Source organism: Paenarthrobacter sp. R1 (assembly GCF_030264015.1).
GTDB classification, from domain to species: domain Bacteria; phylum Actinomycetota; class Actinomycetes; order Actinomycetales; family Micrococcaceae; genus Arthrobacter; species Arthrobacter ureafaciens.
Genome location: NZ_CP127115.1, coordinates 4,355,848 through 4,371,264 on the forward strand (window position 1 = coordinate 4,355,848; position 15,417 = coordinate 4,371,264).

Below are 15,417 nucleotides of genomic sequence, written 5' to 3' on the forward strand. Positions count from 1 at the left end.
GATGAGTCAAAGACGAAGGGAGTGCCGGCCCTTCCAAGGCCGGCACTCCGCTTGCTGCTAAAGGACGGCGCCGGCCGCTAGAGGCCGGCCAGCAGTTGCTCCATCTCCTTGATCTCTGCCTCCTGCGCGGTGATGATCTCCTTGGCCAACTTCACGGCATCGGTGTTCTTGCCGTCGCGGGTTTCCGTCTCCGCCATCGCCACGGCACCGCGGTGGTGGGCAATCATCTGCGACAGGAACAGTTTGGCAGCCTCGGTACCCTGGGCTGCGTCGAGTTTGGCCATGTCATCGTCACTCATCATGCCGTCCATGCTGTGGCCCGAGGGCATCATCGTGGACTCGTTCCAGCCTTTCAACCAACCGGTCATTGTCTCGATTTCCGGGCCTTGGGCATCCTTGATACGGGTTGCCAACGCGCTCACCTGGGCAGGGATGTCCTGCTTGGCGAGGATCATCCCGCTCATCTCCACGGCTTGGGCATGGTGGGGGATCATTGCCTGCGCGAACATCGCGTCGGCCGCGTTATGGTCCCCGGCGCTCGCGGGCGCAGATGGCGCGGGGGCGCTGGAGGAGCCCATATTTCCGTGGTCCATCCCGGGCATGGACGTCCCCGACGAACCGGGGGTTCCGGTGCTGCATCCTGCGAGTGCCAGGGAAGCGACAAAGGCAACAGCGGAGAGGGGCAAAAGCTTTTTGGTTTTCACAGAACAGTCCTTCAAACGGGTACTCGTGAACGCCAAGGCGCTCACGGCAAAGCGGGATATGTGAATGCCGGACCGGAAGCCCGGGCGCCGCCGAGGGGGCGGTGCAAGACAGAGTGCCCCCCGGGTAGGCGGGGCGCAGGCCGGTGCCTATGTTCTGCTGATCGACAGTTCGCCCGGGGAAGGACTTCCGGGCAGGTAGGACCATAGCGTGCTGGAACCTGTAGCGACAGGCCGGAATGAAGACGGCACTGTAGTGGAGGTGTCCGGCAGCGGGGCTGCCAGGACGCCGGTTGCGGTTGAGGGGACACAGAAGACGCCCATCGCATGCTCCGTGGAGCAGTTCCCCGAGCAGGCGCATTGTGCCGGTCCACCCGCGGCCGGACCCACGGCCGGACCGGCGTCGGCCTCCGCATCAGTGGTGCCGGCCTCACCGCGGTGGTGGTCGTGGGCGGCGGTGCCATGGTCCACCGTTTCAACGGATATGACCGTTGTTGTTGCTGCGGTGGTCATGGGGTGTTGGGTGTGCAGACCGGTCATGACGTGCATCCCCAATACACCGGCGATCAATGCCATGACTGTCACCAGCAGCCCGATGCTAAGGAAGGTCCCGGTCATGGTCCGGCGTGCCTGCATGACTGTCTCCTTCCTTTCGTGCGGGTTGCTTGGCTTCTTGTGCTTCCAGCCTATCGGCCCCCGGCGCCGCCCCGATCCGTGGGGTGGGACGCCCGGTGCGTGGTTGGTTTAACGAACCTGGGAGGGGTTCAGTTTCACCCTTCGGAGAAGCTGGGCGTTCAGGGCCACGACGATCGTGGACGCAGACATGAGTACTGCCCCGGCTGCCGGGGACAACACGACCCCCGCGAAGGCCAGGACGCCGGCAGCCAATGGCACGGCGATGATGTTGTAACCGGTGGCCCAGATGAGGTTCTGCCACATCTTGGTATAGCTGGCCCGGGACAGATCAACCATGGACAGCACGGCGCGGGGATCGTTGCCGGCCAGGATGACTCCGGCCGATTCCATGGCGACGTCGGTGCCGGCGCCGATGGCGATGCCGACTTCGGCCCGGGCCAGGGCGGGGGAGTCGTTCACCCCGTCACCGACCATCGCAACTTTCAGCCCGCGGGCCTGCAGTTGCGCGACCTTCTTGTCCTTGTCGGCCGGGAGGACCTCGGCGAAGACCTCGTCGATGCCAAGCTCGGCCCCCACAGCATCCGCAACCTGGCGGGCGTCACCGGTGATCAGAGCCACCTTGATGCCCCGGGCCTGCAGGGCCTTCACTGCCTGCCGTGACTCCGGACGGATCGCATCTTCCAGGCTCACCGCTCCGAGGATCCGGTCACCGTCTACGACGTGCAGCACCGCAGCGCCACGTCCGGCCCATTGCCTGGTGGTGGCGGCCATGGCGTCGGTTTCGGTCAGGTCGAGTTCGCGGAGCAGGGCCGGCCCGCCGACCTGCACTGTCCGGCCATCGATCATCGCCCTCACTCCGCGGCCGGTCATTGAGGAAAATCCGGTCGCGGTTGGCAGGTCCAGGCCTTGGTGGTGCGCGGCGCGGACGATGGCCCGGGCGACGGGGTGTTCACTGTCGGATTCCACGGCTGCGGCCACTGCCAGCAGCTCCCGGGGCGTGGTGCCGTCGACGGCGGTGATGTCTTTGAGCTCAGGTTCGCCTTTGGTCAGGGTGCCGGTCTTATCGAACAGGACGACGTCGACGGTGCGCATCCGTTCAAGGGCCATCCGGTTCTTGATCAGCACCCCGACCCGGGCGGCTTGTTCGGTGGATATGGCGATGACCAAAGGGATGGCCAGGCCCAGTGCGTGAGGGCAGGCGATGACGAGCACTGTGACAGTGCGGGTCACGGCTTCGGGCAGGCTGCCGAGCAGGATCCAGGCGATGAAGGTGACGACGCCGGCGATCGTGGCGAAGTAGAACAAGAACGCCGCCGCCCTGTCGGCCAGGGCCTGGGCTTTGGACGAGGAAGCCTGCGCTTCCGCGACCAGCCGCTGGATACCCGCCAGGGCTGTGTCCTCTCCGACGGCGGTGACGCGCACCCGGACGGTGTTGTCCGTGGCGACTGTGCCGGCAACCACGGGGTCCCCGGGCCCTCGGGCGACGGTCTTGGACTCGCCGGTGATCATGGATTCGTCGAACTCGGCCTGCCCCTCCACGATCGTCCCGTCCGCGGGCATCCGGGCCCCGGAGCGGACCAGCACTACATCCCCTGGAGCGAGGTCGGTGACCGGGACTGTTTCCGTGCCGTTGGGGGTGACGCGTTCTGCTTCATCAGGCAGTAAAGCGGCCAGGGCATCCAGGGCACCTTGGGCCGAACCAAGGGCGCGCATCTCGATCCAGTGCCCCAGCAGCATGATGGCGACCAGCAGCGCCAGTTCCCACCAGAAGTCCAGATCGAAGTCCCCGATCCGCAGGGTGGTGGCCCACGAGGCGATGAACGCGACGCTGATTGCCATGGCAATCAGCAGCATCATGCCCGGCTTCCTGGTCTTCAGCTCACTGAGTCCTCCTTTGAGGAACGGCATGCCGCCGTAGAAGAAGATCACGGTGCCCAGCGCTGGTGGGATCCAGGCCGAGCCCGGGAACTCCGGCGGCATGTAGCCGAGCAGGTGGGCGAACATCGGGCTGAAGAACACCACCGGGACGGACAACGCCAGGGTCAACCAGAACCGGTCCTTGAACATCGCCGTACTGTGCCCGGCATGCTGCCCATGGCTGTGCACCATATGGTCGTCGTCCGGACCGTGGCCGTGGTGCTGTTTGTGCTGGCCGCCGTGCATTTCAGGGCTGTGCCCGGCGTGGTGTGCGTGGTCCGGTTCGGAGTCCCTGACCGGTGAGTGGGAGTTGTGCTGCGTGTGCTCCGTCATGACGTGCTCTTCCAGTAAACGGCCGCTTCAACGCCGCAGGAGGCGGCGCTGGAGGTGCGATGGATGCTGGGGATGAACGGCTGTGAAAGAGGGCGGACCCTCCGGGACATACCACTTCACTGACAACACCATCAATATACCCCTAGGGGGTATGCGCGGCAAGGTGCTCGCGGCTGGAGCTACGTGACTTCAATGGACCCCATCATTCCCAAGTCTTCGTGGTCCAGGATGTGGCAGTGATAGACGGACCGCCCGCGGAAGTCTTTGAACGCCACCCTGACCTTCACCCGCCCGTTGGCGGGTACATTGACCACGTCCTGCCAGATGGCATCGTCCACGGACTGACCGTTCTCCTCGATGATCTGCATGGGCCAGACATGAAGGTGGAACGGGTGATCCATGGGAGTGGCGTTGGTCAGCGTCCATTCCTCCACGGATCCGGAAGCCACCCTTGTGTCTATCCGCGCTTCCTGGAATTCCTTGCCGTTGATCGTGAAGCGCATCATGCCTGTGCCCATGCCGGCGGCCAGTACAATCCGCCGGCGTGCCGCCACCGCCGCTGACCGCAGGTCTTCAGGTACGTCCTGGATGGGCACCGTCGGCAGTTGCGGGACCGGTTCGCCGGCCACGCGGAGAGTTGCCAGTGCCGTACCGTCCGGCTGGTCGGCCGGGCCTCGTTCTCCGGGCATCTGCCCCATCATCCCCGGCATACTTCCCCGGTCCTGGTAGAGCGCGCGCAGGACCGATCCGCCGTCGGAAGTGGTCACCAGAAGGTCAGCGCGGTTTCCTGGCGTCAGGAGAACTTCCTTGACTGTCTTGGGCGCCGGGAACCGGCCGGAGTCCATGCCCAGTAGTTGCATTTGCTGACCGTCGAGCCGCAACCGGAGGTAGCGGGCCACGCAGGTGTTGACGATGCGCCACCTTTCGCGCTGACCTGGGCGGGCATCGAAGTGCGGGTTGCTTTGACCGTTGACAAGGAGCAGTTCACCCTGCCGGCCCATCATCCGTTCCATCATGGGCACTTGTGCAACGTTCCCTTGCCCATCAAGGGTGGTGTCCGAAATAAGCAGCACCCGTTCCAGGGCTGACTCAATCGGTTTCCGGTCCTCAACGATGATTGCTCCGAAGAGTCCGGCGAAGATCTGGTCGGCTACCATGCCGTGATGGTGGGGGTGATACCAATAGACGCCCGGGGGATGGTCCGCAGGGAGTTTGTAGCCGTAGGAAAAGGCGTCGCCGGGGTTCACCGAAACAAAAACGTTGTCGCCGTTGCCTTCCGGTGAAACATGGAGCCCGTGCACATGCAGGTTGGTGGCTTGGGCAAGGTTGTTGACGAGTTCCACGCGGAGCACATCGCCTGGAAACAAACGAAGCGTTGGGCCGGGAATACCGCCGTTGTAGCCCAGTGCCGTGGCTTGCCGTCCTCCCAACACCATCGGTCCTGGTGCTGCTTGGAGGCGTACCTGCAACTGGCCGTTCGCGCTCCGCACTTCCGCGGGCTGAACCAGTTCGCCGCCCGGCACGGCCGTCGTCCGCGAGGCCAGGGTCCAGACCAACCCGCCCCCGCCGGCCGCAGTCGCCGCTATGCCCAGTCCGCCCAGGAGCAACGCCCGACGGCGACTGAGGGGCTTCATTACGGGCCCTCACCAAGCACTTCGAGATGTTCGCGGTACTGGTCCGCCGTGAGTTCTCCCCTGGCAAAGCGCTCATCAAGGATCCGGCGGGCCGTGCTCCGCCCCGTGGGCGGGATGCCCCCCGGCGTCTGTGGGCCGGCGGGTCCGTGTCCGCCAAAGACCTTGACTGACAGAAGAACCAGAATCGCGACGCCGACCAGCAGCAGGGGAACCCACAGCCACATCCACATCATGCCTTGCCCGTAACCCCACATCATGACCGGTCCTTCCGCTTTGGAGGTTTACTCCAGTCATAGCGCGGAGCCATGGCGGCTGGTAGGGTCCGAGGTCCCGGCGAGGCCAGGATAATAATTGACGCGGCTCAGCCCACGCCCCAGGCGTTTCCGGATCCTCAGCTGTTCTTGGTGCGGTCCTGAGCGAGGAAAGCCTGCAACGCTTCGACCACCAGCTCATGGTCCTCTTGCTGTGGCAGCCCGGACACTGTGGCTATGGCAACCACTCCTGTCCCGTCGACATGAATCGGGACCGCTCCACCGTGGGACGCATAAAGCCGTTCGTCGAACCAGCCGTTGTCCTCAAGCCTTCGCCCGCCCCGCCGTCCCTTGAGCCCAACAAGGAGGGAAGGTTCCAGACAGCGCTGGGCTGTCCTGCTCTTGCGCTCTATCCATACGTCGTTATCAGGTGTGGCCCCCGGCAGGGAGGCATGGAACAGGATGTGCTTTTCCCGTCGGATGTCGATGGCCACCGGAAGTGCCCGGGTTGTGGCCAGGTCAACGAGCAGCAGACCCAGTGCCAAAGCATCCGATTGGTCGAACCCGCCAAGACGCAGCGTTAGTGCCTGGGTTTCCAACCGCTTGATGAGGGCGTCCAGGGCCTGTTCGGACTGCTCGCCAAAGTAATCGGGGTCGAAGGGAGCCGTTGCGTCGTGCGTGGCGGGGGATGGGGTTGAGTTCATGGGCGGTCCCTTGCTATGTGTGACGGGGGCTATGTGTGACGGGGGCCAGGTGTGAGGGCGGCTAAGTGGGGCGCCGCTGCTGCCTCGTTAGGCGGACAGTGTTCGGGGGCGCCAGGTGGCTGTGGAAGACCTGATCTTCAGTTGTGGTTCGATGAGCGTGACCTGGGCAGGGGCGTCGGCGTTCCCTTCGGACAGCCGGGCCATCAGCATTTCGGTGCCCTTGGAACCCACCTCCCCGGGGAAGCCCGCCACTGACGTCATGGGCGGGACCTGGGCAGCTGCGATCCGGGTGTCGTCGAAGGATGCAACGGCGATGTCCCTGCCCGGTTCCAGGCCGCGGCGGCGCATCTCGTCGTAAACCCCCTGCGCGACGACGTCGCTGTAGACCACCACCGCATCGGGCAGGTTACCCCGGTCGAAGAGCCTGCCGAGGGCGGCGGCGCCGCCCTCGGGTGTGACCGGGCTGCGGAGTTCTTCGCTGCTCCACAGCTGCACGCCATGGGCCTCGAGGGCGATCCGCAGGCCCTTTTCCCGTTCCCTGTACGACGGCGCAGGCCGGCCACCCACGAAGGCCACCGTCTTGCTTCCAAGAGCCGCGAGATGCTCTCCAACCATCCCCGCGCCCTTGACGTTGTCGCTGCCTACGTAATCGAAGCCGGGGAAGTGGCGGGCCAGCAAAACGACGGGAATGTTGGCTGCAGTCACCTGTTTGGCCAGGCGTTCCCGGTCGGTGTCCAGGGCGGGAAGTATGAGCAGGCCGTCAACTTGGCGTTCGATCATGGAGGCGACGATCTCGTGTTGCCGGTCTTCGAGGTCCCGGCTGTAGCCGATGAAGATCGTGTAACCGGCATCATGGGTAATCTGGTCCACGGCCATGGCAAGTTCTGCGAAGTAGGGGTTGATGATCTCGGTGACGATCAGGCCCAGGGTCATTGTGCGGCTTTGCCGCAGGTTGGCCGCCTGCCTGTTGTACACGTAGCCGAGCTCATTCATGGCCTGCCGGACCTTCTCGGCCGTGGACTCGGGGATCCGCGAGCTGCCGCGGACGACGAGCGACGCTGTGGAACGGGAGACGCCCGCGGCTTTGCTCACGTCTTCAAGGGTGATGCGGGGTGCCATGGTCTGTTCCTGCCCGTAAAGTCGAAAGGTGGAGAAAGGACGCTCCACCTTTCGACTTTATCAATCCGGGGTGGGGTCTTCGCGGACGTGGAACACCGGGTTACCGGCCGCTCTCCACCTCCACCGGGTGGAGACGTGATGCGCGGCGGGGGCGAATGTTTGTTCTTGGTGGGAGGTCACGGCTGTCCTGTCCTGTGAGGAAGGGGATTCTTGCTCGCTGCCCGGTTTCCGCATGAGGTCATGCCGTCGGCCAGGATCGTGTCAGCGACACGCAGGGCGTTGGCGGCGATGGTCAGGGCGGGGTTGAGGGCTGCCGAAGAGGGGAAGAAGGAGCTGTCAACAACCCAAAGGTTGTCCAGGTCATGGGCGCGGCAGTCCGGGGCGAGGACACTCTTGGCGGGGTCATGGCCGGCAACTGCCGTTCCGCACTGGTGCGAGTTGGTTTCGATCCCCATGCGTTGGGTCAGGATCACCGGGTATCCGGCCTTCCGTACTGCCCTCTTGACGCGCCGGACCAACTCCTTGTGGGGAGCGAGGCTGTTGGGTTCCCACCAGAGATGGATCTTTCCGCCGATGACGCTGACGCCGTTCTCCCGGCGAGGCAGGTCTTCGGTGGTGAGGTAGATGTCGATGCTGCGGTCCGACATGAGTTTCAGGAGGGGTTCAGGCGCCCACGGGCGGGCCATCTTGAGCATGCTGGACCTCAGCTTTCCCAGCATCTGTAGGTTTCCGAGCGGGTACCGGGTAGTGGGGCCTGCCTCGTACCAATCATTGAGGCCAAGGGTTTTCTGCCACAATGTGCGGTTGATCCTGAGGGGGTTGATGCCAATGAAGAAGGTGCTGTTGTGCACCATGTAGTTCCGGCCGACCAGCCCGGAGGAGTTGGCGAGCCCGCGGGGGTTGTCCTTGGTGGCTGACCGCAGCAGCAGGGCAGCTGAGTTGACTGCGCCAGCGGCGAGGATGAACTTGTCCGCCTCGATGCGGATGATCCTTCCGTTGTTCTCGGCGAGTGCCGCAACTATGGTGTGGCCATCGCCTCCCGGAATAAGCCTGGTCACCGTGGTCCCGGTCATGAGCCGCACACCCGCGGCTATTGCGGGGTCGACGGCGATCTTTTCGGCGTCCGCTTTCAGCCCCGCCTCGTTGGGCGCACCGTCGCTGGTTGCGCACAGGGCCCGCTTTTCGGGGGTGCCGGCGTCCAAACCGTTGGCCATCCGAAACGGATGCAGGCCCTGCCGGCGGAATGATTCGGCCAAATCCCGGATGGCCGGTTCATGGTCCAGTGCGGGGTGGGGGTAGGCCTCGGAGTGCGGCGGCTCCGTGGGATCTTCGTCCACCTGCCCGCGGACCTGGAAGAGCTTCTCAGCGCGGGTGTAATAGGGCTCCAGGTCGGCGTAGGTGAACGGCCATGCCGGGGAGACCCCGTCCGCGTGCCGGACTTCTTCGAAGTCGCTGGCCCGGAACCGGGGAAGGCACGCGCCATAGACTTTCGTGTTGCCGCCCACCCAGTAGTAGACGCCGGGCTTGAATCCCGCCCCTGTGCGGCCGTTGTACCAAGTGTCCGCATTCTTGTAGCGGCCTTTGAGGTAAACCTCCTCGAGGTCCGAGTTTTGCGGTTCGGTGGGGAGCCGGTTCCCGCGTTCGATGACCAATACGTCCGCCCCGGAGTCCTTAAGGGCGTAGGCCATGGTGCCGCCGCCCATGCCTGAGCCGATGATCGCGACGTCGGTACGGATCACTTCGTCCGCGGTGATGGGCTCGTCGAAAGCCTGGGGCAGCGGTGCCTCGTCAATTGTTGCGTGTGCCATATCGCTCACGAGCTCCTGTGTTCGTTCCTAGCGGCGGGGCCCGTCGGGTGCGTCGACCCAACGGGTGCTCCGCGTCCCGACCTGGAGTTGGATCGTCTTCAGCTCACTGAATTCGGCCAGCGCCTGGCGGCCCAGTTCGCGTCCGATTCCGCTCTGTCCGTAGCCACCGAAAGGTACCTCCGGGTAACCATCCATCCACCGGTTCACCCAGACCGTGCCTGCCCGCAGGTCCCGGGCGGCGGTGAGCGCTTCATTAATGTCGTTGCTCCAGATACCTGCCGACAGGCCAAACGGGGTCGAGTTGGCGATGCTGATGGCTTCCTCGAGTGTGTCGAAAGGCAGGACTGACAGCACCGGACCGAAGATCTCGTCTGTGGCGATGGACATGGAGGCGGTGACATCGGTGAAGACTGTCGGCTGGTAGAACCGGCCGCCGTCGAGCCCTGCGTCGAGGAGACCGCCGCCGGTGAGCAGGTGCGCTCCTGCTTCGCGGCCCTCGGCGACGTAGCGTTCGACGACGGCGAGTTGCGCGTCATTGACCAGGGAACCGACCAGGGTTTCGGACTTGAGCGGGTCTCCAACGCGCATGTGGCAGGCGCGCTCCACCACGGCTGCTGAGAATTCATCAGCGATGGAGCGATGCACGATCAGGCGGCTGCCGGAGTTGCAGCACTGTCCGACGTTGAAGTACCCGCCGAAGACACCGGCGTCCACTGCGGCGTTGAAGTCGGCGTTGGCCGTGATGATCTGGGGGTTCTTGCCGCCCAGCTCCAGTTCGACCTTCTTCAGGTCGCGGCCGGCGATGGAGGCGATCGACTTTCCAACACCCGTGGAGCCGGTGAAGCTGATCATGTCGATACCGGGATGTTCAGCGATCGCGGACCCGACCACACGGTTGCCGGTGACGACGTTGACGACGCCTGCAGGGAAGCCGGCCTCCCGGACCAGCTGCCCCAGCATGACGGTGGTGGCCGAGGTGCTTTCGCTGGGCTTGATGACCGCCGTGTTGCCGGCGGCCAGCGCGAAAGGCAGTTTCTGGCTGATGATGAGGAGCGGGAAGTTCCAGGGGGTGATCATGCCGATCACGCCGATGGGTTCGTGGACGACGAGGGCCAGGGTGTCCGGTCCCAGGGCATTGTGCGCATCGCCTTGGGTGTTGCGGGCCAGGCTGGCGGCGTACTCCCACAATTCGGCGGTGCTGGCTACCTCGTTGCGGGATTGGGTGATTGGCTTGCCGGTTTCGAGGGTTTCGGCCAGGGCGAGCTGTTCGGCGTCCCGGCGGATCAGGTCAGCAACCTTCAGCAGCAGTTTCGAGCGCTGGGCGCCGGTCGACTGGCGCCAGCCGTGGTCCAGGGCCCGGCGGGCGGAGGTGACTGCGCGGTCTACGTCTTCCCCGGTGCCCTTCGGGAATGAGGTGACTTCGACCTCGTGGGCGGGGCTGAGGCGGGTGAAGGTCTCGCCGGAGCTGGCCCGGGCGTCCTCCCCGTCGATAATCATGGGGTGGTAAGTGGGCTCCACGTCCGCGAGGGTGTAGTTCTTGGTTTCCATGTCGGTACGTCCTTAAATCCGTGTTGTTCTAGTTGTCGGTGAACCGGGCAGTGCGCTTCTCGCGGAACGCTGCAACGCCTTCGGCGAGGTCCGCGGTTGCCGCGGCAAGGCCACCGGCCAGGGCTTCGAGCACCTTGGAGGGCGCGCCGTCGGCCGCAGCGTCGATGAGCTGCTTTCCGAGCTGCACCCCCACGGGGGCGCCGGCGAGCAGTTCGCCCGAGAGGCCCGCAACGGCGTCTTCGAGCGCGGAACGTGGGGCCGCAGCGGTAGCCAGGCCCCAGGCGACTGCTTCGTCGCCGGTGAGCTGCCGACGGGTCAGGACCAGCTCTTTGGCACGTGCCCTGCCGGCCAGTTCCGTGACCCGTTCGGTGCCGCCCCATCCCGGGACGGTGCCCAGTCCGGTTTCGGGGAGGGCGACCTTCGCTTCCCGGGCAATGACGCGGAAGTCGCAGGCCAAGGCCAGTTCCAGGCCGCCGCCGAAGGCAAGGCCGTCGACGACGGCGATGCTCGGCTGCCGCAGGCCGGCGAGGGCATCAAAGGCCCTGTGCCCGGTGGCAATCCAGTCGCGCCACATCCCTGCAGCGGAAAGGTCGGCGAAGTGGTTGATGTCGGCGCCGACGCAGAAGACCTTCTCCCCGGCGGTGCGGACGAGGACCAAGCGGGCCGTGGAGGCGTCCACGTCGCGTACGGCCGCTTCGAGCTCGTTCAGCAGCTGCAGTGTGAGCGCGTTCAGCTTGGTGGCCCGGTCGATCAGAATCGTGGCCGTATGCCCGTCGGGGGAGTATCGGACGGTGACCGTGCCGAGGTTCTGTGCGGTTGTTGCCGGGGCGCTCATGACTGGACCTTTCGTGTGCCGCCGAGTTCTCCGGCGAGGTGCTCGGCTGCGCGCATCACGACGGCCCAGATGGTCAAGGTCGGGTTGATCCCGGGGCAGCTGGGGAAAGCGGCACCGGAGTACATGAAGAGGTTGGGGGTGTCGTGCACGGCGAGGTGCTCGTTGAGGACCGTCCCTGCGGGGTCGTGGCCGAACCGGGCACCGCCCAGGTCATGGCTGGATCCCACTCCGGTGAAGTAGGGGCCCTGCCAGGTCTTCGTGGCCCCCATGTCCTTCAGGAGCCCGGTGGCTTTGTCAGCCATCCAGGAAGCCAACCGGCGCTCGTTCTCACGCAGCCGGTAAGTTACCCGTACCAAGGGCATGCCCAGGCCGGAAGAATCGCGGTGGCGGGGGTCGACGTCGATCCTGTGGGAGGCGTAGGGCAGTGCGTCCGGCTGGATGCGGATGACGCCTTGCTGGGACCACAGCTTGAGGTGGTCCCGGTACTTCGCGCCCCAACGGGGAACGTCCGGCGGCAAGGTTTCGCGGGCGATCTGGAGGGGGAGTGCCTGCTGTTCGGCGCCCAGGGTCGCTCCGCCGATGAAGCCGTGGTCCAGGGACCGGAAATCAGGGGAGAGGAAGTCGTCCAGGACCACGCCTTGGGCTGCGGGACCGGTGTGCCGGTTGAATTCCGTACCGGGGAAGAGGGCATCGACGTGGCCGAACATTTTGGTCATGTAGTGCATGCCGAGCTGTCCGGTGTTGTTGCCGAGGCCGTCCTGGTGACGTGAATCCGCGGACAGGTACATCAGGCGCAGGTTCTCGTAGGTGTAGGCGGAGAGGATGACGGCGCGTGCGTACTGGCGGCGTACCCGGCCCAAGGGGTCGATCCATTCGACGCCGCGGGCGGCGCCGGCCTCATCGGTGATGATGCGGGTGACGCGGGAGTGCGTGCGGAGTTCAAAGTTTCCGGTGGCAATGGCAGCGGGAACGGGGCCGAGGCCAGGGTGCCAGCGGTCACCGCGGAAGGAACCGAGTCCGTTGTTCCAGGCACTGTACCCGGTGGCGGGGTGCCCGCCGTAGGACTCCGTGGTGAATCCCACCGGCACAGGGTGCGGGTGGAGCCCCGCGGCGCGGGTGGCGGCGGTGAACTTGTTGCCGAGAATAAACGGCCGGGTGGCCGGCAAGGGCAGCGACTTGCTGCGCTTGATGAACGGGTTGGACTCGTCACCGGCGATCCCGATCAGGTGTTCGAGTTTGGTGTAGAAGGGTTCAAGATCCTCGTAGCTGACGGGCCAGTCCGCCAAAGTGCAGTCCTCAGGCAGCGCATTCGGCCCGTAGAGGCCGTCGTAGTGGCTCTTGGGTGCAAACTGCCACGGGTGGAAGCGCCGGAGCCAGGACCCGTAGTGCCCTGCCGATCCCCCGACGCCGTTGACCATACGGCCAAGCGAGAAGGTTGCTTCCCGGGTGTCGTCGTCGGCGTTTTCGCGCCAGCGCGGTGTTTCCTGCTGAAACTTCGGGCCAAGGCCACCGCGCGTGTAGTAGGCGTGTTCCAGTTCATCGGGAAGGAATTCATCCAGCGGACGGAACGGGCCCGCTTCGAGGCCAACCACGCTGAGCCCTGCCTCGGCGAACACCTGCGCGCTGAGTCCACCCATGGCACCTACACCCACCAGCAAGACATCAACCTCGTCGGTCATCTGCGGGTTGACGGCATTCTCGTAGCCGAGTTGCTTGAGTTTGTGCCCTTCGACGTCGCGCGGAATTTCCTGCATCGCGTCGGAGAGCGTCTTGATGACGCCGCCCTTGGTGACGTGTTCGGAGCTGAGGTTCTCCTCGGCGGAGTTCTCCAGCCACACCCCGGGGTGTTTGAGGAACTTCCAGCCGATGGCGTCCTTGTTGCCGCCGTGTGCCGGATCGGCAAAGAGGCCTTCCTGGGTGTGGGCGACCACCAGTCCGAAGAGTTCGCGCTGTTCCTTCACCGGCAGTTGGTCGGTCAATTCGCCCTGTTCCAGGAGGGCCAGCACATCTGCGCGCTCATCCAGGCTCAGGGCTGCGAAGTTGCGTCCGTGTTTGTCCTCGGCGAACCGGTCCAGTGCGCCGAAGAGCCACTGGTATTTGGGCAGTTCCTTCCGTCCATAGCCTTCGAGCGTGAGGTCAAGGTATTCGGTGACGCCGGCTTCCCGGACGTCCGGGCTGTGCCCGTCGGAGGGGAACATTGCCTCGAACATGGCATCGGCGAGTTCGGTCTCGTAGGGGGTAAGAATGCGGAAGCTTCTCATCGCGGTTGGTCCTTTCAGGTTTCGCCGGCGTCAGCGCACGGCCAAGGAAGAGGCCCGCTGCTCAAGGCGTTCGTGCAGCGGCAGTGTGGCCAGGTGGATGCCGGCGGGGGCGTCGGCGAAGAGGGCGAGGTCCATGGTGCGCAGGTCGTCAGCGACGATGAGCGGGAATTCGCTCCGGTCCAGGACGTCTTTCTGCAGGTGCACGCCCGGGGCGATTTCCGTGACGACGAGCCCTGCATCGGTCAGTTCCATGACAGCGCGTTCGGTGATGTACTTGACCTTTTGGCCCCGGGCCAGGGCGCGGGGCCCCGAGAATGTCACGGCCGAGACGTCGTTGACAAGCTTGGTAAAGGGTCCGTCGGCACGGATGTCGAGCCCGTTGTGGCCGGCAATGATGTCCCGCCTGCCGGCGGTAAAGGCACCCATGAACACGATCTCCGGGGCCGAGGACGTGATGTCGGCGAAGCCACCCACTCCGGCGGTGACGTGCCGCTTCTTGGGCAGGTGGTGGACGTTGACGTTGCCGTGCCGGTCGATTTCCAGGAAGGAGAGCAGCGAGCGGTTGAAGCCGCCTCCCTGCAACAGGGTGAACTGGTCGATGCTGGGCATGATCGCGTCGGGGTTCTGGGAGCAGCCAAAGGCGAAGTCCAACAGCGGGACGCCGCCGACGGCACCTTGTTCGATGACCCAGCTGACCTCACGGCCCTGGCCTTCCTCGACCAGGATGTGGGGGACCAGGGCGGACACGCCGAAACCGAGGTTGACGATTTCTCCGGCCTTGAGTTCCTGGGCTGCCCGGCGTGCCGTGATCTTTTCGATCGAGAACCCTACGTGCGGCAGCGAGGACAGCGGCTTGCGCAGCTGGCCGGAGATTGCAGGGTCATTGGGCGTCAGGGTGGTTTGCAGCTGGTCTTCGGCGATGACGACTGCGTCAACCAGGATGCCCGGTACCTTGACGTGCTGGGGGTGGAGGCTGCCGGCTTCAGCGACGCGCTTGACTTGGGCAATGACGATTCCGCCGTTGTTGTGCGCGGCATATGCCAGATCGAGGGCTCCAAGGGGCGATCCCTCATCTTCAAAGGTCAGGTTTCCGTATTCGTCGGCGGTTGTGGCCCGGATAATGGCCACATTCGGAACCACGGCCGGGAAAAAGAGCCACTCCTGGCCTGCGACCGTGGCAGTTTCAACGTGGGCTGCCGGGGTTGTGGTGTTCATTCGTCCGCCCTGAAGACGGGGATCGACGAAGGTGTCCAGGCCTACCTGGGTGAAGACCCCCGGCTGCCGGGCGGCGGCCGTACGATGCATCTGGTAGATGACCCCGGACGGAAAATTGTAGGCTTCAACCTCTTCGCGTTCGATCATCTGCCAGATGCGCGGCGGCTCGGCACTGGACGGGCCCGAGGGATAGGACCCGGCGATGACCTTGCGCAGCAGTCCCGGGCGCGCGATGTGGTCGATGCCCTTGACCCCGTACATATCCCCGGCAGCGATCGGGTGGATGGACGTGAGATTGGCCGGGTGGCCGGTTTCGTCGAAGCGCTGGCCGATCCCTGAAAGGACAGCGTCGGGGCATCCCAAGGCACTGGAGGAGCTGACGGTGATGACGTCGTCGTCACTAATGAGGTCCGCTGCTTCGCGGGCCTGGAGGAGCTGTACCTTCTGCATGGCGT

The 15,417-nt window shown here is 65.0% G+C and carries 12 protein-coding genes; all 12 read right to left on the reverse strand.

What is annotated here, in order from left to right; translation table 11 throughout:
* Window positions 1-77 precede the first annotated feature (77 nt).
* The 12 genes from QN084_RS20735 to QN084_RS20790 all read right to left on the reverse strand — a co-directional run bounded on the left by QN084_RS20735 (window position 78) and on the right by QN084_RS20790 (window position 15,412).
* The gene (locus tag QN084_RS20735) at window positions 78-704 is read right to left on the reverse strand and encodes a DUF305 domain-containing protein (protein WP_259362962.1); all 627 of its coding nucleotides are present in this window, start codon (window positions 702-704) and stop codon (window positions 78-80) included.
* 147 nt (window positions 705-851) lie between these two features.
* Window positions 852-1,337, reverse strand: a complete 486-nt coding sequence (locus QN084_RS20740; RefSeq protein ID WP_021472097.1) for a hypothetical protein — start codon at window positions 1,335-1,337, stop codon at window positions 852-854.
* A 108-nt stretch (window positions 1,338-1,445) separates the two neighbouring features.
* Window positions 1,446-3,587: a heavy metal translocating P-type ATPase gene (locus QN084_RS20745; protein ID WP_069696426.1), complete on the reverse strand. Its 2,142-nt coding sequence runs from the start codon at window positions 3,585-3,587 to the stop codon at window positions 1,446-1,448.
* A 179-nt stretch (window positions 3,588-3,766) separates the two neighbouring features.
* Window positions 3,767-5,221 carry a multicopper oxidase family protein gene (locus QN084_RS20750; protein ID WP_069696427.1) on the reverse strand — a complete coding sequence of 485 codons (1,455 nt, stop codon included), beginning with the start codon at window positions 5,219-5,221 and terminating at the stop codon, window positions 3,767-3,769.
* Complete coding sequence (locus QN084_RS20755; RefSeq protein ID WP_069696428.1) at window positions 5,221-5,478, reverse strand: SHOCT domain-containing protein; 258 nt, start codon at window positions 5,476-5,478, stop codon at window positions 5,221-5,223. The genes QN084_RS20750 and QN084_RS20755 overlap by 1 nt, the downstream gene beginning before the upstream one ends.
* Window positions 5,479-5,612: 134 nt before the next feature.
* Window positions 5,613-6,176, reverse strand: a complete 564-nt coding sequence (locus QN084_RS20760; protein WP_069696429.1) for a heme-degrading domain-containing protein — start codon at window positions 6,174-6,176, stop codon at window positions 5,613-5,615.
* Window positions 6,177-6,263: 87 nt separating this feature from the next.
* Window positions 6,264-7,295, reverse strand: coding sequence for a LacI family DNA-binding transcriptional regulator (locus QN084_RS20765; RefSeq protein WP_069696430.1), 1,032 nt, complete (start codon window positions 7,293-7,295; stop codon window positions 6,264-6,266).
* Window positions 7,296-7,471: 176 nt separating this feature from the next.
* On the reverse strand, window positions 7,472-9,103 hold the full coding sequence (locus tag QN084_RS20770) for a GMC oxidoreductase (protein ID WP_083262075.1): 1,632 nt from the start codon (window positions 9,101-9,103) through the stop codon (window positions 7,472-7,474).
* A 27-nt stretch (window positions 9,104-9,130) separates the two neighbouring features.
* The gene (locus QN084_RS20775) at window positions 9,131-10,651 is read right to left on the reverse strand and encodes an aldehyde dehydrogenase family protein (RefSeq protein ID WP_069696431.1); all 1,521 of its coding nucleotides are present in this window, start codon (window positions 10,649-10,651) and stop codon (window positions 9,131-9,133) included.
* A gap of 28 nt (window positions 10,652-10,679) precedes the next feature.
* Window positions 10,680-11,486 (reverse strand): enoyl-CoA hydratase/isomerase family protein, encoded by an 807-nt coding sequence (locus QN084_RS20780; protein ID WP_069696432.1) that lies wholly within the window; start codon window positions 11,484-11,486, stop codon window positions 10,680-10,682.
* Window positions 11,483-13,747 carry a GMC family oxidoreductase gene (locus QN084_RS20785; protein WP_168529816.1) on the reverse strand — a complete coding sequence of 755 codons (2,265 nt, stop codon included), beginning with the start codon at window positions 13,745-13,747 and terminating at the stop codon, window positions 11,483-11,485. The genes QN084_RS20780 and QN084_RS20785 overlap by 4 nt, the downstream gene beginning before the upstream one ends.
* 30 nt (window positions 13,748-13,777) lie before the next feature.
* Window positions 13,778-15,412, reverse strand: coding sequence for an acyl CoA:acetate/3-ketoacid CoA transferase (locus tag QN084_RS20790; protein ID WP_069696434.1), 1,635 nt, complete (start codon window positions 15,410-15,412; stop codon window positions 13,778-13,780).
* Window positions 15,413-15,417: the final 5 nt, after the last annotated feature.

Excerpts from the sequence above, each read along its gene's own strand:
- QN084_RS20760 (WP_069696429.1), bottom strand. The coding sequence starts at position 6,176 with ATGAACTCAACCCCATCCCCCGCCACGCACGACGCAACGGCTCCCTTC.
- QN084_RS20770 (WP_083262075.1), bottom strand. The coding sequence starts at position 9,103 with ATGGCACACGCAACAATTGACGAGGCACCGCTGCCCCAGGCTTTCGAC.
- QN084_RS20740 (WP_021472097.1), bottom strand. The coding sequence starts at position 1,337 with ATGCAGGCACGCCGGACCATGACCGGGACCTTCCTTAGCATCGGGCTG.
- QN084_RS20780 (WP_069696432.1), bottom strand. The coding sequence starts at position 11,486 with ATGAGCGCCCCGGCAACAACCGCACAGAACCTCGGCACGGTCACCGTC.
- QN084_RS20785 (WP_168529816.1), bottom strand. The coding sequence starts at position 13,747 with ATGAGAAGCTTCCGCATTCTTACCCCCTACGAGACCGAACTCGCCGAT.
- QN084_RS20765 (WP_069696430.1), bottom strand. The coding sequence starts at position 7,295 with ATGGCACCCCGCATCACCCTTGAAGACGTGAGCAAAGCCGCGGGCGTC.
- QN084_RS20755 (WP_069696428.1), bottom strand. The coding sequence starts at position 5,478 with ATGATGTGGGGTTACGGGCAAGGCATGATGTGGATGTGGCTGTGGGTT.
- QN084_RS20745 (WP_069696426.1), bottom strand. The coding sequence starts at position 3,587 with ATGACGGAGCACACGCAGCACAACTCCCACTCACCGGTCAGGGACTCC.
- QN084_RS20750 (WP_069696427.1), bottom strand. The coding sequence starts at position 5,221 with ATGAAGCCCCTCAGTCGCCGTCGGGCGTTGCTCCTGGGCGGACTGGGC.
- QN084_RS20775 (WP_069696431.1), bottom strand. The coding sequence starts at position 10,651 with ATGGAAACCAAGAACTACACCCTCGCGGACGTGGAGCCCACTTACCAC.
- QN084_RS20790 (WP_069696434.1), bottom strand. The coding sequence starts at position 15,412 with ATGCAGAAGGTACAGCTCCTCCAGGCCCGCGAAGCAGCGGACCTCATT.